The organism is Flavobacterium sp., from assembly GCF_035456225.1.
In the GTDB taxonomy this organism is placed as follows: Bacteria; Bacteroidota; Bacteroidia; order Flavobacteriales; family Flavobacteriaceae; genus Flavobacterium.
Genome location: NZ_DATIDM010000079.1, coordinates 1 through 20,080, shown reverse-complemented (window position 1 = coordinate 20,080; position 20,080 = coordinate 1). Strand labels below are relative to the sequence as shown.

Annotated in this window: 18 protein-coding genes and 1 tRNA gene; 4 read left to right on the top strand and 15 right to left on the bottom strand. The window is 37.8% G+C overall.

Annotated elements, in window-relative coordinates:
- Positions 1-147: 147 nt before the first annotated feature.
- The 6 genes from VLB74_RS04570 to VLB74_RS04545 form a co-directional block, all read right to left on the bottom strand.
- On the bottom strand, positions 148-393 hold the full coding sequence (locus VLB74_RS04570; RefSeq protein ID WP_325202277.1) for a hypothetical protein: 246 nt from the start codon (positions 391-393) through the stop codon (positions 148-150).
- Positions 390-2,339, bottom strand: coding sequence for a hypothetical protein (locus tag VLB74_RS04565; protein WP_325202276.1), 1,950 nt, complete (start codon positions 2,337-2,339; stop codon positions 390-392). Before VLB74_RS04565 ends, VLB74_RS04570 begins: the two co-directional genes overlap by 4 nt.
- A complete protein-coding gene (locus VLB74_RS04560) occupies positions 2,332-3,660 on the bottom strand; it encodes a radical SAM/SPASM domain-containing protein (RefSeq protein WP_325202275.1) in 1,329 nt (442 codons plus the stop codon). Before VLB74_RS04560 ends, VLB74_RS04565 begins: the two co-directional genes overlap by 8 nt.
- Positions 3,635-4,816: a hypothetical protein gene (locus tag VLB74_RS04555; RefSeq protein ID WP_325202274.1), complete on the bottom strand. Its 1,182-nt coding sequence runs from the start codon at positions 4,814-4,816 to the stop codon at positions 3,635-3,637. The genes VLB74_RS04560 and VLB74_RS04555 overlap by 26 nt, the downstream gene beginning before the upstream one ends.
- 133 nt (positions 4,817-4,949) lie before the next feature.
- On the bottom strand, positions 4,950-5,177 hold the full coding sequence (locus VLB74_RS04550; protein ID WP_325202273.1) for a hypothetical protein: 228 nt from the start codon (positions 5,175-5,177) through the stop codon (positions 4,950-4,952).
- Between the two features lie 33 nt (positions 5,178-5,210).
- Entirely contained in the window at positions 5,211-5,438 is a 228-nt protein-coding gene (locus VLB74_RS04545) for a hypothetical protein (RefSeq protein ID WP_325202272.1), read from the bottom strand.
- A gap of 99 nt (positions 5,439-5,537) precedes the next feature.
- Here VLB74_RS04545 and VLB74_RS04540 point away from each other — a divergent pair, with 99 nt between their 5' ends.
- On the top strand, positions 5,538-5,894 hold the full coding sequence (locus tag VLB74_RS04540; RefSeq protein WP_325202271.1) for a helix-turn-helix domain-containing protein: 357 nt from the start codon (positions 5,538-5,540) through the stop codon (positions 5,892-5,894).
- Between the two features lie 30 nt (positions 5,895-5,924).
- Here the strand turns inward: VLB74_RS04540 and VLB74_RS04535 are convergent, their stop codons facing one another.
- From VLB74_RS04535 to polA, 7 genes are all read right to left on the bottom strand, one after another.
- Positions 5,925-6,587 (bottom strand): queuosine precursor transporter, encoded by a 663-nt coding sequence (locus VLB74_RS04535; RefSeq protein WP_325202270.1) that lies wholly within the window; start codon positions 6,585-6,587, stop codon positions 5,925-5,927.
- A 94-nt stretch (positions 6,588-6,681) separates the two neighbouring features.
- Positions 6,682-7,503 carry a translation elongation factor Ts gene (gene tsf / locus VLB74_RS04530; protein ID WP_325202269.1) on the bottom strand — a complete coding sequence of 274 codons (822 nt, stop codon included), beginning with the start codon at positions 7,501-7,503 and terminating at the stop codon, positions 6,682-6,684.
- A gap of 105 nt (positions 7,504-7,608) precedes the next feature.
- Entirely contained in the window at positions 7,609-8,373 is a 765-nt protein-coding gene (gene rpsB, locus VLB74_RS04525) for a 30S ribosomal protein S2 (protein WP_325202268.1), read from the bottom strand.
- Between the two features lie 138 nt (positions 8,374-8,511).
- The gene (gene rpsI / locus VLB74_RS04520) at positions 8,512-8,898 is read right to left on the bottom strand and encodes a 30S ribosomal protein S9 (RefSeq protein WP_325202267.1); all 387 of its coding nucleotides are present in this window, start codon (positions 8,896-8,898) and stop codon (positions 8,512-8,514) included.
- Positions 8,898-9,353, bottom strand: coding sequence for a 50S ribosomal protein L13 (gene rplM, locus VLB74_RS04515; RefSeq protein WP_325202266.1), 456 nt, complete (start codon positions 9,351-9,353; stop codon positions 8,898-8,900). The genes rpsI and rplM overlap by 1 nt, the downstream gene beginning before the upstream one ends.
- Before the next feature lie 148 nt (positions 9,354-9,501).
- The gene (locus VLB74_RS04510) at positions 9,502-10,812 is read right to left on the bottom strand and encodes a serine hydrolase domain-containing protein (RefSeq protein ID WP_325202265.1); all 1,311 of its coding nucleotides are present in this window, start codon (positions 10,810-10,812) and stop codon (positions 9,502-9,504) included.
- Positions 10,813-11,089: 277 nt separating this feature from the next.
- Positions 11,090-13,927 carry a DNA polymerase I gene (gene polA / locus VLB74_RS04505; RefSeq protein WP_325202278.1) on the bottom strand — a complete coding sequence of 946 codons (2,838 nt, stop codon included), beginning with the start codon at positions 13,925-13,927 and terminating at the stop codon, positions 11,090-11,092.
- A gap of 253 nt (positions 13,928-14,180) precedes the next feature.
- Between polA and VLB74_RS04500 the strand changes: the two genes are divergently transcribed.
- Positions 14,181-15,410, top strand: coding sequence for a metallophosphoesterase (locus tag VLB74_RS04500; protein WP_325202264.1), 1,230 nt, complete (start codon positions 14,181-14,183; stop codon positions 15,408-15,410).
- A 74-nt stretch (positions 15,411-15,484) separates the two neighbouring features.
- Positions 15,485-15,781 carry a thioredoxin family protein gene (locus VLB74_RS04495; protein WP_023578622.1) on the top strand — a complete coding sequence of 99 codons (297 nt, stop codon included), beginning with the start codon at positions 15,485-15,487 and terminating at the stop codon, positions 15,779-15,781.
- Here the strand turns inward: VLB74_RS04495 and VLB74_RS04490 are convergent.
- Both VLB74_RS04490 and VLB74_RS04485 read right to left on the bottom strand, forming a co-directional pair.
- Complete coding sequence (locus VLB74_RS04490) at positions 15,778-16,488, bottom strand: polysaccharide deacetylase family protein (protein WP_325202263.1); 711 nt, start codon at positions 16,486-16,488, stop codon at positions 15,778-15,780. The genes VLB74_RS04495 and VLB74_RS04490 overlap by 4 nt on opposite strands.
- 67 nt (positions 16,489-16,555) lie before the next feature.
- A complete protein-coding gene (locus VLB74_RS04485) occupies positions 16,556-19,768 on the bottom strand; it encodes a glycosyltransferase family 117 protein (RefSeq protein ID WP_325202262.1) in 3,213 nt (1,070 codons plus the stop codon).
- 166 nt (positions 19,769-19,934) lie between these two features.
- Between VLB74_RS04485 and VLB74_RS04480 the strand changes: the two genes are divergently transcribed.
- A tRNA-Gln gene (locus tag VLB74_RS04480) sits at positions 19,935-20,005 on the top strand.
- The last annotated feature ends 75 nt before the right edge of the window (positions 20,006-20,080 follow it).

The window sequence follows — 20,080 nt, the reverse complement described above, 5'->3', positions numbered from 1 at the left end:
GTAATAGTTGCTTCCTGAATCGGGAAACCGTTAAAAAGAATTCTGCCTTTTATTTGAACGACCTCTTGTGCAGTTGTATGATTTATAGACAGGAGGAGAATTGTTATTACTTTAAAAAAAAATCTCAAAACGTTATATTAGAGCTAATTATTGTTGGTTTTTGGTAGTATTGTTTTCAGGTTTTGGAGTATTAGATTCGGAATTGTCAATGCTGACACCATTAACGCTGGATTTGCCGTTTTCACCATTTTTACCGTTTTCACCGTTTTTTCCATTTGTGCTGTCTTCTCCTTTTTTTCCGTCTTCTCCATCGGTAGCCTTTGAGATTGACCATAATCCCATTTCCAGACGGTCTTCTAATTCTGATATTTTGATGCGGGTTTTTGAGCTCATTTTTTAAGTTTTTGATAAGTTAATAAAGCATTTACACAAACTGAGGTTGTGAATAGGCGATTGAATTCTAATTGCCTGCATTCTGTTCCGAATGTTTTTATTTTGGTAAAGCTTTCATTTTCAGGGTTTATATTGTCTGGATTTGGGATTCTCATAGCGGCACTATTTGCCCATGAACCATCTGAAAACTGGTTTCGAAGTATATATTGTGCACATTTTTCCACTTGATTTGAATCTGAAGTGTTTCGGATTAACATTGTCTTTAGCCCATATCCAGTATAAAATAGATTTTTACCAAAAGAATCCGAGAAGCTTCCATCCGTATTTTGCATTTTATTCGCCTGATTAATGAGGATTGTTGAGAATTCGGATATGGATTCATTTTTCCTACAAATGTAATCTAAAATTTCGGAATAATAATAGAGGGTATAAACGGGGTTAGTCCACCAATACGCTTTGGTTTCACTGCTAGTGATTTGCGTTAAGGTGTATCGCGTTAAGTTGTCCCATTCCTGCGGATATTCGTCTTTGTGTTCAAACAAGGTATGTAAGCTTACGGCACTAACGCATGGATGCGATTGGCACCAGCCGTCAAAATGTGGAAAATTTTCAAAAGAAAAGAAATGCTTTAATAATTCGGTGTTGTTGTAGGTTGCAAATCCGCCATCATTTTTTTGAAATTTTAATAAACGCCGAATAAGTTTGGATTTGGTTTTCTGATTTTTAACAAAAAGTAGCGCGAAATTTAACGAGTCGGCATCTTCCATTTGCCATTTTTCATTGTAAGAGAAGCTTTCTTCGAATTGGTGTAAATATTTTTCGGATTTACCCAGAACTTCTGCAATGCGTTTGTCTGATTCAAAAGGCCTGAGGTGATAGCCGATGAATGAAGTGGCCCAGCAGTTGCTTATGCCGCCCTGTGTCACATAATCTTCCCAATGGTCATGGCTGAATTTCTGAAGGATATAATTTAATCCGTTTTGGATTGCATTTTCCAAATCGGTTTCGTCATGCCTCCTTTTTTTAAATAATTTGATTTGGGATTGGTTTGAAAGTTCCTGATTGACTTTGAAGAAAATCGCTATTGATTCCAATTTTTCGATACTGTCGTTTTTCTTTTGCAAAATAACGTGCTTCCAATTGGTGTTTTCAGGTAAGCCTTCTAAACATGCTTCAGCCTTTTTCAGATAATCTAGGGCCTCTTCCATTATTTTTATTGGAAGTGGTGTTTTGTAAAACGCTTCTGTTTGTTGCGTAATCTTATCCTTTTCAGTAAAGTAATTGTTTTTTTTTCCAATATGGACGGCATAGTTAAATTGACCGTTTTTAATATCTGTTCTTATGTCGGATAAATCATCTAATATTTGAAAAGCAACAGAAAAATATTTATGCGATGTTATTAATCGATCATATGTCAATTCATTTTTATTTTTTGAGAGTACATAACAGCAATCGATGGCCACTTTCCCAAATGAAGATTTGTAATCAGCTAAATTTTCGTACTGTTCTTTCGTGAAGGTTTCTGAAATGAGTTTTTGCTCCATTTCTTTGCAGGTATGCTGTTCCCGTTGTCTTTTGGCCCATAATTTCCATAATTCGGATTCCTTTTGAAAAACACTTGTTAGTATTTTAATGGATTGTTCCGTTAGGTTTTGGATCAGAAAAAGTTTGTCTGTTTTTGTCTCCACAGTTACTTTCTTGGTGTCTGTGAGATAATCGGTATGCAGGAGACTTAAGTAAAAGAGAAAACCCGCAACCGAAATGTTGTCCAGATCCGATTCGGTTTCGATTTCAAAATAATCTTTGAATAAAAAAGGGTAATAAAGATAAAATGCGGGATTTTTTCGGAATTGATTCAAGATATAATCTACATTCAAATTTCCGGATTCTATGGTTTCTCTTTTTAAGAGACTTAAAAGGTAGTTTATTTTGTGTTCATTAAGCATTGGTTCCGTATTTTAACAGGTAGTGCATTTTAATTTTTGTGGTTAGGTTATATTTAAAGGAAGGGCACGGAATGTTGCCTTCACCCCACGATTTCGGACATGAACCACCACAAACTGGGTATAGGTTGCAGTCATAGCAAAGCGTTTTTTTGTTTCGTATTTCCGTTAACCATTTGTTTTTATAGTCGGTTTTCAATTCCGTATTCGGAGCTTCAATTGAACCAAGATAAAATTCCGATTCTGAAAAGTTTTTTGTGTATGAAACTTCTGTGCAGTTAAAGACATTTCCGTAAGCATCGTAAACATAAGTAGCGCTATTTGTAGCCATGCAGGTGTTGTAATTTCTTTTTGGCAATAAGCTGTTAATGTGTTTGCGTTCAATAAGATGTGTTATCCATGCTACTTCTTCTTTCGCATAATCAAATCCTTCCAGGTTTTCTTTATTGTCTTTTTCGCCCCATTCGTGAATTTTTGCGGTATAAAAATTAATTTTTTGTAAAATTCCTTCTGCATAGAGGGAATCAATCAAAGGGATTACGGAATTTTTATTTTCCCGATCAACGTTACAACGGATATTTATTGTTGCTTTTAATCTGGACTCAATTTCTGTGATTTTCTTTAAGTTTTTTAGTATTTTTTCAAAAGTGCCTTTCGTTCCGACCTTCAGGTTTCTTCTTTTATTATGGTCTGTAGCGATGCCGTCGAGTGTGATTTCTATAAGGGAAATATGTAGCTCATCACATAGTTCTTTGTAAGTAGCCAAGGATAAAAGCAGTCCGTTTGTTACTATTTTTGCGGTGTATTCAAGGTTGTTTTCGGCGCAAATTTGTTTTAATCTTTTTGTAATGCTTCTTATTTGATTAAGTCCTATCAAGGGTTCACCGCCAAACCATCCTATATGGAGTCTTTTGTAGGTTCCGTTTGTTATTTTCGAAGCAATGGTATTGATGATTTTATCAATCGTATCGGGATCAATTTTTTTGTTCTCATGATTCTGACCACAGTAAAAACAACCCATTTGACAATCAGCCGAAGGCTGAATCACTTCGTAAAGGGTATCGGAATTGTTTAGTCTATTGTTTTCTGCCACTATAGTTTCAAATTCATCAGTTTCAGTGGGAATTATTATTTTTAATTCTTCTAAATGAGTTTTGATTTTTTCCGGTAAAAGGTGTATTTGTGATGTTGTTAAGCTTAGCCATAGCTCTTGTGACAATCGGGTTAATTTGCCTGTTCTTGTCGAGAAAATTATTGTTTTGTTTCCTATTGTTGTTGGAACAATATATCTGGAGATTTTATAAATCGGTTTTGAATTTATCATGGGATAATTTTGATTTCAATATTTTGATTAGGAGTGTCGATTTGCTGATTATTAGATAATAAAAGCCTATGGGAATCGATATCTGCAAAAAACTAACAGAGCTCTTTTGGTTTACTACCCATTCGCTTAAATAGGTGTAACAATTTTTCGGAAAATGGATGAGATCCATAAATCTGTAATAAGAAACATAAAAAATAAACCATAAAAGAAACAAAAAGCTCAATGCGGCATATAGAATCAGAAACAGGTCTTTGGTCCTTATTTTAAGATTTTTACATTTAATAAGTTCGATTAATCGCTTGTTTGAAACCGATTTTAAGTTGTAAATATTTGTAATGTCTGATAAAATCCAATAGCCATCAAAACGCAAAAAAGGATTAAGGTTTATAAAAGTGTTGATTATAATGATAATAACTGCATAGATGAGTATTTCCGATTTAGTCAGCCAATGAATTACAGTTAATATTGTTATGAGCAGACCTTCCATGTAGAGTCCCGCAATATCTACAATAACCCTTTCTTTCCTTGGTAATTTCCAGACATCGGTTACATCGGCGTACATGACGGGTGTAAGCAGGTAAAATCCAAATCCGATGTCTCCATTTTTAGCACCGTATGAGTAGCAGGCGGTCGCATGTCCTATTTCATGAAGAAATAATGTTACCAACATAATTAACGGTACCATTAAAATGTTTTGCGTTGTAATTGTGAATGTCTGATTGTAATTGAATAGGAGTATTGTGGAGAGCACAATGAAAAACAGAAACGAAAAGATGACAAAATTTCGGTTTTTGAAAATGAACGCCAACAAGGAAGCTATTTTTTTTACATACTTTTCATTGATAATGGTAAAGTTAAAATAGAGGTAATGATTTGGGTTTTTATCGACAGTTTGTTTTAATGTTGTTAACCGGCTTAGTTTGTTGTATATGATATCGGACAATTCTTCATCCGTGAGATGGATGTTATTTTTTTTTAAAATGGCGTTTATCTCCTGAATATTTTTTTTTTCGTCAATTAGTCCGATAATATCTAAAACTTCACGACTGCAATGTAAGTACGAGTTTTTTTTCTCGTGTTCAATAATTAGCAAAATTGAATCGTTTTCTTTTTCAATACAAGCGTATTTGTATCTTATTTTAGGAATTTGTGACATAAATTTTGTTTCCTGAAATAGGTTGTGATGGATTTTAATCCAGGTCTTTTGTTTTGATATGTTGCGTCTTAGACAGGCTGGTTAGAATACAAATGGAGTTGAATGAATAAACCTCCCGAAGGAGGTTTGTAATTTAGTTACCACCGGGAGTAGAAGTTCCTGTTCCGGTAGAAGTTCCTCCGGTACCCGTGTTAATATCAATACCGATGGTGCTGTCTCCTCCGTCTCCTCCATTTCCTCCGTTACCTCCGGTTCCGGAACCGCCATCACCACCTGTTGCTCCATCACCACCGTCTCCGCCGCCTACCCAGTTTTTCAGCTCTAATCTTTCTTCTAATTCTTGTACTTTAATTGTTTTCATTTGTTAGTATTTAAATAATTAATTAAAATTCTTTTAGCCGTTATTGGTACCTATAGTGGTATCTCCACCGGTGCCTCCAGAACCACCAGAGCCTCCAGAGCCTCCCGTGCTACCGTCTCCACAGACACAATCGCAGACTCCGTTATTGCAGCAGGAATCTCCGCCATCACCACCGCTACCGCCATCACCCGACCATGATTTTAATTCCAGTCTTTCTTCAAGTTCCTCAATTTCGAATAAATCTATCTTCGTTTTTTTCATTTTGTTAAATTTTGACGCAAAAATATTTTTTTTGTTATTAAATTTGCGACCTTATTAGTACTAAATGATGTTTTTTTAGTTCTAAATTCTGACAGTTATATGAAAAATGATTTATGTAGTACTATCAGGAAAGTTCGGGAGTTGAAGGGATTTTCGCAAGATTATGTTGCAATTCAGCTTGGAATTTCTCAACGCGCTTACAGTAAAATAGAGAATAACCTGACTAAGTTAGACTGGAGTCGTATTGAGAAACTTTCTCAATTGTTTGGGATGTCTCCAATTGGTTTGATAGTTTTTGATAATCCGGAATTCCCCAATAATAGCAGTGCTACTTGTGTTGGCGGTAATTGGAATATTGCTTTTCAGGAAGATTTGAAAAAAATTATAGAAGAGAAACTTTCTGAATTGAAGGATGAGATGGCAATCTTGAAGGAATTGGTAGAGGCTAAAAATTAGTTGAAAGAGTCTGGGGTTGTTTTAATAATGTCATATGCTGTTTTGCTTTTCTGTTATAAGATATTTTTCAATCAGGTAATGACCAAGATAAATTAATGGGGTTAAAACAACGGCTAATATCAATTTAAAAGTATAGCCGGTAAAAGACATGTTCAGGTATTGGCTGGTGGAGATTTTTCCGGTAAGCCAAAATGCAATTCCGGATACGATGAAGCTGTCGATCAATTGCGAGATTACCGTTGAGCCTGTGCTGCGTAGCCAGATCATTTTTTTACCGGTTTTGTTTCTTAAGAACCAAAAGATGCTCACATCAATCAGCTGGGAAACCAAAAAGGCTATGATGCTGGCAACCATGATGAAAAGACCTTGACCGAAAACCGCGTAAAACTGCTCGTCGTTAACCGTTTCTCCGGTTTCGAAGGCTGGGATTTTGGTTCCTATGAAGAGGACAAGTATGCAATAGGCAATTAGCCCTGCGGTGATGAAAGACAGTTTTTTTACGCCATCGCGGCCGAAATGTTCATTGATGATATCGGTGGTAATAAAAACAATGGGCCAGGGCAGGATGCCGATGCTCATGATGAACGGGCCAATCTGGATGAGTTTTCCGCCTGTCAATTCGGCTACAATCGCATTGGTGATGAAAATACCGGCCAATAGGATATAGACAATGTCTTTTTTGGTTTTGAACATACACTGGGTTTAAACTCAAATGTACGGTATTTCGGAGAATAAAAAAACCCCAATCTTTCGATTGAGGTTTTGGAATATTCTGAATTTAGAATGATTATCCTAAAGCTACACGTCTGAAACCAGCAACAGTTAAACCACCGTCAACTGATTTTACGTAAGCAGAAACGCTCATAGAACCGTCTTTGATATAGTCTTGGTTTACCAAAGTGTTGTCTTTGTAGAAACGTTGGATTTTACCTTTAGCGATATTGTCTAACATAGCTTCTGGTTTTCCTTCAGCACGCAATTGCTCTTTTGCAATTTCCACTTCTTTCTCGATGATTGAAGCATCAACACCAGCCTCGTCTAAAGCGATTGGGTTCATTGCAGCAGCTTGCATAGCTACGTTTTTAGCAGCTTCGTCAGCACCTGCAACATTGGCAGATAAAGCAACTAAAGTAGCGATTTTTCCAGAGTGAACATAAGAACCAACGAAAGCTCCTTCTAAACGCTCGAAAGAACCTACCTCGATTTTCTCACCGATAACACCAGTTTGCTCGATTAATTTATCAGCAACTGTCATTCCGCTGAAATCAGATGCCAAGAAAGAATCTTTATCAGCATAGTTTAACGCTTGGTTAGCTAAATCTGTAGCTAATTTTACGAAACCTTCATTTTTACCTACGAAGTCAGTCTCACAGTTCAAAGTGATAACAACACCAGCAGTGTTGTCGGCATTTACCACAGCGATAGCAGCACCTTCTGTAGATTCTCTGTCAGAACGGTTAGCAGCTACTTTTTGACCTTTTTTACGTAAGTTTTCGATAGCTAGATCGAAATCTCCATCAGCTTCCACTAATGCTTTTTTACAATCCATCATACCAGCTCCGGTGATGGTTCTCAATTTATTTACGTCTGCAGCAGTTATTGTTGCCATAGTTTTTAAATTTTAATGTTGTTTAAAAATTAAATTACGAATTACAAATTATGAATTACGTAATACACACGTAATTCGAAATTCATAATTCGTAATTATTTTGTTTTACTCTTCAGTTGAAGTTGTTGCTTCTGTTTGAGCAGCTGCTACTTCTCCAGCTGGTTGCTCTTCTTTGTCAGATTTTCTATCAGAAAGTCCTTCAATGATAGCGCCAGATACTAAAGATAAAATTTTGTCGATTGATTTTGAAGCATCATCGTTTGCCGGGATAACGAAATCAACCTGACGTGGGTCAGAGTTGGTATCTACCATAGCGAAAACTGGAATGTTTAATTTTTGAGCTTCTTTAACAGCGATGTGTTCTGCTTTGATATCTACAACGAATAATGCCGCAGGAAGTCTTGTCATGTCTGCAATAGAACCTAAGTTCTTTTCCAATTTAGCACGTAGACGATCTACTTGTAAACGTTCTTTTTTAGATAAAGTCATGAAAGTACCGTCTTTCTTCATTTTATCGATAGAAGCCATTTTCTTAACAGCTTTACGGATAGTAACGAAGTTAGTCAACATACCACCTGGCCATCTTTCAGTGATGTAAGGCATGTTTGCTGCTGCAGCTTTTTCTGCAACGATATCTTTAGCTTGTTTTTTGGTAGCTACGAAAAGTACTTTTCTACCAGATGCAGCGATTTTTTTCAAAGCTTCATTAGCTTCTTCGATTTTAGCTGCAGTTTTATATAGATTGATAATGTGAATACCATTACGCTCCATATAGATGTAAGGAGCCATGTTTGGATCCCATTTTCTAGTCATGTGTCCGAAGTGAACACCTGCTTCTAGTAATTCTTTAACTTCTACTTTGTTTGCCATTTTGTAATAGTTTACGTTCTGTTGAATTAGCAATGGTTGAGTAGCGATTGTCTCGGTCTAAACCATTTAGATGCTAAACTAATTCCCACCTCGATGGGAGAGCAACAAAAACTTAGTGTTTTTAAATAATAATAAATATTAACGTTTAGAGAACTGGAATCTCTTACGAGCTTTCTTCTGACCGAATTTCTTACGCTCAACCATACGAGGGTCACGAGTAAGTAAACCTTCTGGTTTTAAGATTGCTCTGTTTTCAGCTTCTACTTCACACATAGCTCTTGCGATAGCCATACGAACAGCCTCAGCTTGTCCTGTAGTACCACCACCGTATACATTAACTTTTACGTCAAAGTTACCTGCGTTCTCAGTCATTGAAAGAGGTTGCATTACTTTGTACTGTAATGTAGCTGTAGGGAAGTAAGTTGCGAAATCTTTTTTGTTTACGGTAATGTTTCCTGTTCCTTCAGTAACATAAACACGTGCTACTGCACATTTTCTTCTACCGATTTTGTGAATAACTCCCATTACTTAAGATCGTTTAAGTTTACAGTTTTTGGTTTTTGAGCCTCATGTTTGTGCTCAGAACCAACATTTACATTTAAATTGCGGAATAACTCAGCGCCTAATTTGTTTTTAGGAAGCATTCCTTTTACAGCTTTCTCTACTAATACAGCTGGATTTTTCTTTTGCTGTACTCTTGCAGTTAAAGTTCTTTGACCTCCTGGGTAACCTGTATGACGCATGTAAATTTTGTCATCCAATTTGTTACCTGTAAGGTTGATTTTCTCTGCGTTGATAACGATTACGTTGTCTCCACAGTCCACATGCGGTGTATAACTTGGTTTGTATTTACCTCTTAAAAGCATCGCAACTTTTGAAGCAAAACGACCTAAGTTATGACCTTCAGCATCCACAACGATCCACTCTTTCTGAGCGCCCGCTTTGTTTACTGATACTGTCTTGTAGCTTAAATTGTCCACGTTTTTTTTATTTTAATTAAACATTCCATCCCCAATAAAGGGAGTGCAAAAGTACAACTATTTATTTATTATACAAATTCACAAGGCATAATTTTACAACTTGATTGTCAGACCAATAGTTGATTATTAGGTTTATAAGCGGAAATTATTATTCTTTTGTGAATAGAATTTCCATGCCGCCCTGTTTTAAAAGCATGGTTTTTTCTCCAAATGAGATGTTTACCCCGCCCGGATCAAATACAAATTCGGTTTGGCTTACTGCATTTAGAGGGAATGCGCCTTGTCCGGTGGCTTGTGCAATGATTTGTCCTTTTTCTGTCTTGATGTTGATTTTCAATGGAATGTCTTTTGAACTATAGGTGCCTTCATAGGATTTTAGTATTTTTTCATCAACTTTTACGGTTTTCAGATTCGGAAAGGAATAGGGCATTTTGTAATAAATACTGAGGATGCCTATCATGATATCGTTTCGATTGTAATTGTCACCGTTTACAATTAAGGAAATACCCAGTTTTTCTGACGGATAATAGCCGACCACCGATTTATATCCTTCGATACCGCCCGTATGACCAAAAAATTTGCGTTCGCCAAAAGGAAAAGTAACCAGACCGATGCCATAGCTTTCTTTTAATTGGGTCATTTCATCAACCGATGTCGGTTTTAATAGTTTGCCGCTAAAGATACTGCGCACTACCATTGTCAAGTCGTTGGCGGTGGAAGTGATTGATCCTGCTGAAAACGGTATCGTCATATTCCACTCCGGGACAGCTTCCCATTTTTCATCTTTATAAATATAGGACAGTGTTTCATTTCGTTTTGTATCGACATTGTCCACTATATAGGTATTCTTTAGTTTTAATTTATCGACAATTCTGGTTTTCAGGTTGTTTTTGTACGATGTTTTGGTGATGTCTTCCAGGATGCAACCCAAAAGATAGTAATTGGAATTGCTGTATTCTGCTTTGGTGTTTGGTGTAAAAAGAGGTTTGTAGGCGGCAATTTTGCTCAACATTTCTTTTTTACTGATTGGTGTCGTCATGCTTGTGGTGCTGTCTGCATTTACATAATCGACAATTCCGGAGCGGTGACGCAGCAAATCGTTTATGGTGATTTTATCTGCATTAGGGATCTGCGGATAGAATTTCGAAAGTGTTTGGTCTAACTTCAGCCTTTTTTCTTCCACTAACTGCATAATTATTACCGCTGTGAAAGTTTTTGTGATTGAACCTATTTTGTATTTCGTGTTTTTGTTGGGCTGTTCGTCTGTTTTTGCAGTGGGCAATCCATACGCTTTTTCAAAAACCACATCGTCTCCTTCACGGATACTGATTTGTCCCAGAAATCGGTTGTTGTTGTTCAGGTAACTCAACAAACTGTCTATTTTTCGGAAACGGGCATTTTCCTGTGCCATCAGAGTTAAACTGCATAGAAGTAGTAGTGCAGAAAGTATTTTTTTCATTCGAATTGGTTTTGATTGTTGATAATCAGTGCTGTAAAATTACTGTTTTTTTATTTTTTTTTGAATGCCAGATATGAATATAAAAGCAGAATAATTGTTATAACGGCGGTGATTCCTAAAAAAGTATAAATCCTGATTTCGTTCGGAAGAAGAAACGTCAAAACCATTTGGAAGTTAAAAGAAAAACTCCTGCTTTTTAACAGGAGTTTAGTTTTTTATAAGGCTATCAGTTTTGACTCGACTGCCAACTGCGACTGTTTTCTGCGACTGCTAACTATTAATGCGCTTCCAGCCAATCCCTTCCGGTTCCCAGATCCACTTCAAACGGAACGGCTAATTTGAAAGCGTTTTCCATTTCGTGTTTGATCATCGGTTTGATTTTTTCTAATTCTGAATTATGTACATCGAACACAAGCTCATCATGTACCTGCAACAACATTTTTGATTTCCAGTTTTCGGAAGTCAGTTTTTTGTGGATGTTGATCATCGCGATTTTGATGATATCAGCCGCACTTCCCTGAATCGGGGCATTAACGGCATTTCGTTCCGCAGCACCGCGAACCACGGCATTGGCCGAATTGATGTCTTTCAGATAACGACGACGGCCGGAAACGGTTTGTACATAACCATGGTTTCTGGCAAATTCAATCTGTTCAGAAATATATTCGCGCAATCTCGGATAGGTTTTGTAGTAGGCTTCGATCAAAGCGGCACTTTCGCTACGGGATAAATTCGTCTGATTGCTCAATCCGAAAGCGGAAACTCCATAAATGATTCCGAAGTTTACTGTTTTGGCATGGCTTCGCTGTTCTTTTGTTACTTCTTCCAAAGGTACGTGGAATACTTTGGCAGCCGTACTTTTGTGAATATCCTCCCCGTGCTGGAAAGCCTTAATCATATTTTCTTCACCACTCATCGCGGCTATGACGCGTAATTCGATTTGAGAGTAATCGGCAGACAGTAACGTGTAATTTTCGTCTTTGGCAATAAAGGCTTTTCGGATTAATCGCCCTCTTTCTGTACGGATTGGAATGTTCTGTAAGTTTGGATTGTTTGAACTTAAACGTCCGGTCGCGGCCACCGTCTGCATATAATCCGTATGCACGCGGTTTGTTCCTGCATCAACCTGTTCCGGCAATGAGATGATGTACGTGCTTTGCAGTTTTACCATCTGACGCCAGTCCAGAATTTGTCGGACGATTTCGTGTTCATTAGCCAAATAACTCAATACTTCCTCTCCGGTGGCATATTGTCCGGTTTTGGTCTTTTTTTGTTTTGCGCCTCCGATTTTCATCTTTTCAAAAAGAACTTCACCCAATTGTTTTGGAGAAGCCAGGTTGAATTTCTCACCCGCAGTTTCATAAATCTGCTGTTCCAGCGCTTTGATTTCAACATCCATATCTTTAGACATTGATTTCAGATAGTCCACGTCCAAGCGAATCCCTTCTCTTTCCATGTCGGCAAGAACTTCGATTAGCGGGATTTCGATTTCTTCAAATAGTTTTTTGGTGCCCGTGCTATCTAGTTTTGGATCGAAAACTTCTTTCAGCTGTAAAGTGATGTCGGCATCTTCGGCTGCATATTCTTTGATATCTTCCAAAGGCACATCGCGCATCGATTTCTGGTTCTTTCCTTTTTTGCCGATTAAGTTTTCAATCGGCATCGGAGAATATTTTAGATACGTTTCCGATAAAACGTCCATGTTGTGACGCATGTCCGGATTAATCAGATAGTGGGCAATCATGGTGTCGAAAAGTTTTCCTTTTACTGAAACGTCATAGTTTGCCAATATTTTCAGGTCGTATTTTATGTTCTGACCGATTTTTTCGATTTCTTCATTCTCAAAAAACGGAACTATTTTCTCCAAAAGCGATTTTGCTTCCTCCTGATCTTCCGGGAACGGAATGTAGAATGCTTTTCCTTTTTCCCAAGAGAAGGACATTCCTACCAATTCGGCATTCAGGGCGTCGATTCCTGTGGTTTCGGTGTCAAAACAAACGGATTTCTGTTGCAATAAGTTTTGGATGAACAGTTGAACGCCTAAATTGCCCTGAACGACTTCGTAATGATGATTGGTGTTTTCCAGTGTATCATAGTAACCGTGGTGTCCTACAGGTGCTTCACTGTCGCCACTGTCAAAAAGAGAGAACTGATCTTCGTTTTTCGTGGTTTTTTTTACTGCTTTCGGAGCCGTATCTCCATTGGTGTTTATTTCGTCATATTCCTGTCCGCTGCCGAAAAGTTTGTCAAACTGGGTTTTCATCTGCCGGAATTCCAGTTCGATGAAAAGTTCGTCTGTTTTTTCTACATCGGGTTTGCTTAATTCATAATCGGTTTCGTTAAACGTTACCGGGCAATCGAGTAGGATGGTGGCTAGTTTTTTGGATAAGATTCCCTGTTCTTTGTTGGCTTCGATTTTGTCTTTCAAAGCGCCTTTCAGTTTATCGGTATTGTTCAATAAATTTTCCATGGAACCGAATTCGGCCAACAATTTCTTCGCAGTTTTTTCACCCACGCCCGGTAATCCCGGAATGTTGTCTACCGCGTCTCCCATCATACCCAAATAATCAATGACTTGTAGCGGATCTTGTATTTCGAATTTCTCTAATACTTCCGGAACGCCCCAAATCTCGATGTCATTTCCTAAACGTGCTGGACGGTACATGAAAATATTTTCGGAAACCAATTGTCCGAAATCTTTATCAGGTGTTACCATGAAAACCTGATAGCCTTCTTTTTCGGCTTGTTTGGCCAATGTTCCGATCAAATCATCCGCTTCGTACCCGGCTTCTTCGATGATAGGGATATGCATGGCGCGCAGAAAATCCTGTATGTAAGGAACGGCTATTTTAATGGCCTCCGGTGTGGCGTCACGATTGGCTTTGTATTCGGCAAACATTTCACTTCTCACTGCGCTGCCTCCTTTGTCGAAAGCCACAGCCAGATGGTCCGGTTTTTCACGTCGGATGACATCAAGCAGGGAATTCATGAATCCCAATACGGCCGAAGTGTCAACTCCCTTGGAATTGATTCGCGGGTTTTTGATGAAAGCGTAATAGCCCCGGAAAATTAAGGCGTAAGCATCTAAGAGGAAAAGGCGTTTTTGCGACATGATTGCGTTAAATTAAAGACTTCAAATATATGAAAAAACAGAACAGGATTTGAGAATAAAGCCCAATTACATAGGTTTGCTCTCTTATAAAGTCAATTGTTGAAAGTTGTCTCTTTTTTAGTTGGTTGTCTTTACCGGAATGTTAGTATGGTTTTCATTTTTTTGTTGCAGAGCCGCTTGAAGTTAAAAAAAAGCTAATTAATTATTGTAGCCGTAATCATTAGTTGTTACTTTGTTGTATCTTAAAGTACAAGTGATGCGTTTAGTCTTTATTGGGGTAATCCTGCTTTTGATAGAATTGTATGCTTTTCAGGCAATCAAAACCGTTACAAGAGAACGGTGGATTCTCATGACATATCAGGTGGTCAGTTTTTTGGCTTTCGTATATATTTTGTACGGATTTAGTCAGTTTGACCGGAGGGTGGGGCAAAATTCCCATTCGCTTTTTACCATAGGGTTATTGTTATTGATGTTGGTTCCTAAACTGATTATTGCTATCATACTTTTGGGAGAAGATATCTTCAGAATGTTTGCTACGATTATTAATTATTTCACACAGTCGGATTCGATCAGTGATTCGATTCCCGGCAGAAGGAAATTTATCAGTCAGGTTGCCCTTGGTATTGCGGCCATACCTTTTACATCATTGCTGTACGGAATGACAAAGGGTAAATATAATTATAAGGTTATTCGTCAGACGTTGTTTTTCCCGGATTTGCCGGAAAGTTTTGATGGGATGACAATTACCCAGATTTCCGATGTTCACAGCGGAAGTTTTGATAATCCGGAAAAGATCGAGTATGCTATCGATTTGGTGAACCAGCAAAAATCTGACCTTATTCTTTTTACCGGGGACATCGTGAATACGCATGCAGTCGAAATGCACCCTTGGATTGATACCTTCCGTAAAATCGAAACCCCAAAATTCGGGAAGTTCTCTGTTTTAGGTAATCACGATTATGGTGAATATGTGGAATGGCCGTCAAATGCAGCGAAAGAAAAAAATTTCCAGGAGATAAAAGATTTATACCGACAGATTGATTTTAAGCTGTTACTTAATGAAAACTTCAGAATCAAAAATGGTGATGATGAAATTGCTCTGATTGGCGTAGAAAACTGGGGCGTGAAATTCAAACAGGCCGGTGACCTGAATAAAGCTTCAATGGGAGTTAGTAAGGAAGATTTTAAAATCCTGATGAGTCACGATCCTTCTCACTGGAATTCGGAAGTGCAGCATCATGAAAATAACTATCAACTGACCTTGTCCGGCCATACGCACGGTTTGCAGTTTGGCATTGAAATTCCGGGTTTACTCCAATGGAGTCCGGTACAATATGTGTACAAACAATGGGCTGGGTTGTATGAAAATATGGGCCGGTATATTTATGTTAATCGGGGGTTTGGTTTCCATGCTTACCCTGGTCGGGTTGGTATTTGGCCGGAAATAACGGTAATTCAACTAAAAAAAGGCGAAAGAGTAGCATAAATGCGTAAAAATATTATATTTGTGTACTATTTTTTTAAGAACAAAAGTTTTTAATTAATCTAATTTTCTCGCTTATGTCAAAATTTGGAGAACTAATCAACACTCAGGTTCCGGTTTTAATCGATTTTTATACTGATTGGAACGAATCTTCTGTATCCATGCATCCCGTAATTAGAGATGTTGCTGCGGCGTTAGGAGATAAGGCTAAAGTAATTAAAATTGACGTGGACAAAAACCAAGAATTGGCAGAAGCTTTGCGGATTAAAGGACTACCAACGTTAATGATTTATAAGGAAGGTCAGATGGTTTGGAGACAGTCGGGAGAATTGGACGCAAATACCATAATAGGTCTGGTCCAGGAAAACTCTTAATCGATTGTTGCGAATTGAAATCCTTTTTCTTTTAAAATTTCAATCGCTTTAGGTAGTGCATACGCTACATTGCTGAAGGCTTTTTTGCTGTCGTGAAAAACGATAATGGAGCCTTGCGTTGTGTTTTTGACTACATTACTCAAACATTTTTCAGGAGTTATTCTGTTGTCGAAGTCTGCACTCAAAACATCCCACATTATAATTCTGTACCCGTTTTTTCGAAGCAATGAAGATTGTGACAAACGTATTTTTCCATATGGAGGCCGGAAAATTCTCGGAAAAGCTGAAAGTTTGTTTATGGCAGTCCAGTTTTCAGGTTCTGCTTTTTTTTCTTCCTCTAAATGCTGTTTTGCCTTTTGTATTCTTAAATTAATTTCTTCCTCACATAAGCGAATGTTTTCCAGATATTCCTTGTTGTTTGTTTTCCAGCCTTGCAAGTGGTTGTAGCTGTGATTTCCAATGTGGTGACCTTCTGAAATTATTTTCAGAAAAAGATCGGGGTATTTCCTAATGTTATCCCCAATACAGAAAAATGTGGCCTTTATATTGTGTTTTTTCAAAACGTCCAATATCCATTCTGTGGCTTCCGGAGTAGGGCCATCGTCAAATGTAAGGTATATTTTTCTTTCGGTATTTGGGAGATCCCAAACCTGATTGGAAAATAATCTCTTGATGAGTTTGTTTGTCTTTATCCAATAGAAATCCATAACATAAAAATAAGGCTTTCAAAGTTAAAAACCTTAAAAGCCTTAGTTTATTTTGGGTGTATTTTGCTTATTCCATTTCTCTTTCCAGAACAGGAAACAGTTTGACGTAACTGTTAAATTTAACTTTATTCTGGTTATAGAATTCCATATCGCCTCTTTCTTTCATGATGTCAAGTAAACCTCTGTAACTTACAATGTCTGTTGCAATGTCCATGTACAGGCTATTTTGTAAAGTAGGTTTTAAGGTGCTGTAATACTTTAGGTTTTCCTGGTATTTCTTCATCAAGTGTGTCAGCAGTTCTCTGGCTTTGGCTTTTTCACCGAGTTCGTAATATCCTCCTGCAAAAGGATCTATAAAACGGTAATAATCAAAATAGTCAATTGGCATTTTTGTCATCGCCAGTTCGATTACTTTTTTAGCCTTGTCTTTTTTGCCTTCGTTGATTAATGCTTGCATTAAACGTGATAAGTTGGTTCTGTATGAAATACTGTTTTTACGCGTTTCCGGATCGTGATAGATGTTCGGGCTTTCGCCATTGCCCCAATCCCACGACATTACGTTTTTATACATTCTTTCGGTGTCCAGATAACCCATTTCAAATTGATTGGAATCTTCGTTTCTCGCTGTTTTTACCGGAACTAAACGATAAACCATGCCTTCTAGTTGGAGGTATTCCTTCATCCAGATGTAGTCTTCGTCATCAAAACTTCCCGGAGAGAAGTAGATTGGGCGTTTCCAGTTGTTGTTGGCTACTACATCCAACATCATTAAGCGGTTTTTGTAGATTACCCCTCCTTTGATGTTTACATCGATATTTGAAACGATGGAATCATTTAGGCTTGATGGTACCACTTTGTTCTGGATAACGACATTTTTATCTACCGGGATGCTGATTTTGTCTGTAGGAAAGAACTGTACTTTTTGACCGTTAGGCATTGTCTCTATGGTTCTTTCATCTCCTGATTGTATGAACTTCAGGAATTCTTCAACCGGAATTCGTTCCTTGGTTATTTCACGGTGAATGATGTAGTCACGTGTTCCGGCTACATATTGGTCGTGTGTGAATCGGATAGGTAATGGTTCTGATTTGTAAGCTTTGGCTTTCATTTGATCGATGTACCAATCCGTCGCGAAAAGCTGTGTGTTTACAATACGGATATCCGTTCTGTAACCTTCGATTTCCTGGGCGTACCATAGTGGGAAGGTGTCGTTGTCCCCAATGGTAAACAAGATGGCGTTTGGTTCGCAGGAATCCAAATAGGCTTTTGCCATTGCGATTGCGGTATATCGGTCTGAACGATTGTGGTCATCCCAGTTTTCTTTTGCCATTAAGACCGGAGCGGCTAATAATGAAGTAGCAATGATTACCGGGCCGGCTACATTTGGCTGTAAATATTTTTTGATGACTTCATAGATAGCATAAACGCCGAATCCAAGCCACATTGCAAACACGTAGAAGGAGCCTACAACGGCATAATCACGCTCGCGTGGTTCGAAAGGACGCTCGTTTAAGAATATTTTTAAAGCGAAACTTGTGAACAGGAACAATGCCAATAAAACATAAAAGCTCTTCAGGTCTTTTTTAGCATGGAAAACCATTCCGATGATTGCTAATATGAAAGGCAGGAAGTAGTAAGTGTTTCTGGCTTTGTTGTTAAGAACATCCGGAGGAAGGTTTTCCTGCGATCCAAGGTGTATGTCGTCTATAAAATTGATTCCGCTCAACCAGTTTCCGTTTTGGGAATCGTATTTTCCCTGAATGTCGTTTTGGCGGCCAACAAAGTTCCATAGTAAATATCTCCAATACATGTATCCGAATTGGTATTCAAACATGAATTTCATATTGTCGCCAAAAGAAGGTTTTTCTATAATCAGGTAATCTCCATAGGACTTCAGGAACTTGTCGTAACCTTCCAAATCGATTTTCCCAGCAGCAAACGCACTTCTGAATTCGGAAACAATTTGAACTAATTCATCTTCGTGGGAGTATTCGGGGTTAATTGTGAAATTTAATGGTTTTGTAAAATTCATGTAGTTTACGCGTGCATCTTCGCTGTCTCCGTACCACATTCTCGGCATGAAGCCATTGTGCTTGTCATCAGCGTTACTTTTCGCGTTTACATAATTGTTTACGATAACGTATTTACCTGTTTTGTAATTTCTTTCATAGTTGGGCTTATCGTCTTCATAAGGTTTTTCTTCGTCCAGACCTGCATAAGTTTCCGAGAATAACGGGCCGTAGAAAGTTTTTTGTTCACCATACTGTTCACGGTTGTAGTAAGCTAATACCTCTGCGGCATCGGAAGGTTTGTTTTCGTTGATAACTACATTGGCATTGGCGCGAATCGGCAACATTAACCAGGTAGAGAATCCGATTAAGACAAACAGGATGCAAAGCAGAACAGTGTTTAAAAAAGGTAGTTCTTTCTTTTTGGTGTAGTTCAGTCCAAAATAAAAGAAAGCAATTATAAGTAATAAGGCAAAAATAGTTCCAGAGTTAAATGGCAGGCCAATGCTGTTGACCATGAAAATTTCCATTTTACCAAAGAAAGCCAAGGTGTAAGGTAGTAAGAATTTGAAAACGAAGAATAAAACTGCTACCATTATCACATTTGCGATAATGAAGTTTTTTGTGGTAATTTTTTCGTAATTTTTAAAATAGTACAGCAATCCCAAAGAAGGGATAGCCAATAAGGCCATAAAGTGAACTCCGAAAGAAAGTCCGATTACAAGAGAAATCAATAATAACCATCTGTTTCCTCTGGGTGTATGCATTTCTTCTTCCCATCGCAATCCCATCCAGACCAAAAGTGCTATGAATAAGGAAGCCATTGCATATACTTCGGCTTCTGTTGCGCTAAACCAAAAACTGTCTGTAAATGTAAATGCCAATGAACCGACAAGAGCGCTTCCTAAAACTACAATAGCATTTTCTTTGTTGAATTCGGTATAAGAAGAAATCAATCTTTTTAAGATCAGTGTCATTGACCAGAACATAAATAAAATGGTAAAGGCACTGGAAAAAACGGAGGTCATGTTAACCATTAATGCTATTTTTCCTGCGTTAGGGGCAAACATTGCAAAGAATGCACCAATCATTTGGAATAGTGGTGCTCCCGGTGGGTGACCCACTTCCAGTTTGGCGGAAGTAGCAATGTATTCGCCACAATCCCAAAAACTTAATGAAGGTTCTACTGTTAGGGTGTAAGTTAATAAAGCAATGGAAAACGCAAACCATCCTAAAATGGTGTTCCATTTTTTAAAGTTGAAAGTGGTCATATATTATATGTCGATTTTTTCAGATTGAATTCTACTACAAAGAAACTCTTTTTTTGCATATAGAAACGTGCAAATTATTTTTTTAATATTTTTTTTGATAAAAATTTGGATTGAAAAAAATATATACTACATTTGCACCCGCAATCACAATGATAGCGCTGGTTATTGGCCTATGGTGTAATGGTAACACTCCGGTTTTTGGTACCGTCATTCAAGGTTCGAGTCCTTGTGGGCCAACAAAAAACCCCTCAAATTTGAGGGGTTTTTTGTTGGCCCACAAGGACTCGAACCTTGAATGACGGTACCAAAAAC

Coding starts and splice junctions, on each gene's coding strand:
- VLB74_RS04570 (WP_325202277.1), bottom strand. CDS start 393: ATGAGCTCAAAAACCCGCATCAAAATATCAGAATTAGAAGACCGTCTG.
- VLB74_RS04565 (WP_325202276.1), bottom strand. CDS start 2,339: ATGCTTAATGAACACAAAATAAACTACCTTTTAAGTCTCTTAAAAAGA.
- VLB74_RS04560 (WP_325202275.1), bottom strand. CDS start 3,660: ATGATAAATTCAAAACCGATTTATAAAATCTCCAGATATATTGTTCCA.
- VLB74_RS04555 (WP_325202274.1), bottom strand. CDS start 4,816: ATGTCACAAATTCCTAAAATAAGATACAAATACGCTTGTATTGAAAAA.
- VLB74_RS04550 (WP_325202273.1), bottom strand. CDS start 5,177: ATGAAAACAATTAAAGTACAAGAATTAGAAGAAAGATTAGAGCTGAAA.
- VLB74_RS04545 (WP_325202272.1), bottom strand. CDS start 5,438: ATGAAAAAAACGAAGATAGATTTATTCGAAATTGAGGAACTTGAAGAA.
- VLB74_RS04540 (WP_325202271.1), top strand. CDS start 5,538: ATGAAAAATGATTTATGTAGTACTATCAGGAAAGTTCGGGAGTTGAAG.
- VLB74_RS04535 (WP_325202270.1), bottom strand. CDS start 6,587: ATGTTCAAAACCAAAAAAGACATTGTCTATATCCTATTGGCCGGTATT.
- tsf (WP_325202269.1), bottom strand. CDS start 7,503: ATGGCAACAATAACTGCTGCAGACGTAAATAAATTGAGAACCATCACC.
- rpsB (WP_325202268.1), bottom strand. CDS start 8,373: ATGGCAAACAAAGTAGAAGTTAAAGAATTACTAGAAGCAGGTGTTCAC.
- rpsI (WP_325202267.1), bottom strand. CDS start 8,898: ATGGGAGTTATTCACAAAATCGGTAGAAGAAAATGTGCAGTAGCACGT.
- VLB74_RS04510 (WP_325202265.1), bottom strand. CDS start 10,812: ATGAAAAAAATACTTTCTGCACTACTACTTCTATGCAGTTTAACTCTG.
- VLB74_RS04500 (WP_325202264.1), top strand. CDS start 14,181: ATGCGTTTAGTCTTTATTGGGGTAATCCTGCTTTTGATAGAATTGTAT.
- VLB74_RS04495 (WP_023578622.1), top strand. CDS start 15,485: ATGTCAAAATTTGGAGAACTAATCAACACTCAGGTTCCGGTTTTAATC.
- VLB74_RS04490 (WP_325202263.1), bottom strand. CDS start 16,488: ATGGATTTCTATTGGATAAAGACAAACAAACTCATCAAGAGATTATTT.
- VLB74_RS04485 (WP_325202262.1), bottom strand. CDS start 19,768: ATGACCACTTTCAACTTTAAAAAATGGAACACCATTTTAGGATGGTTT.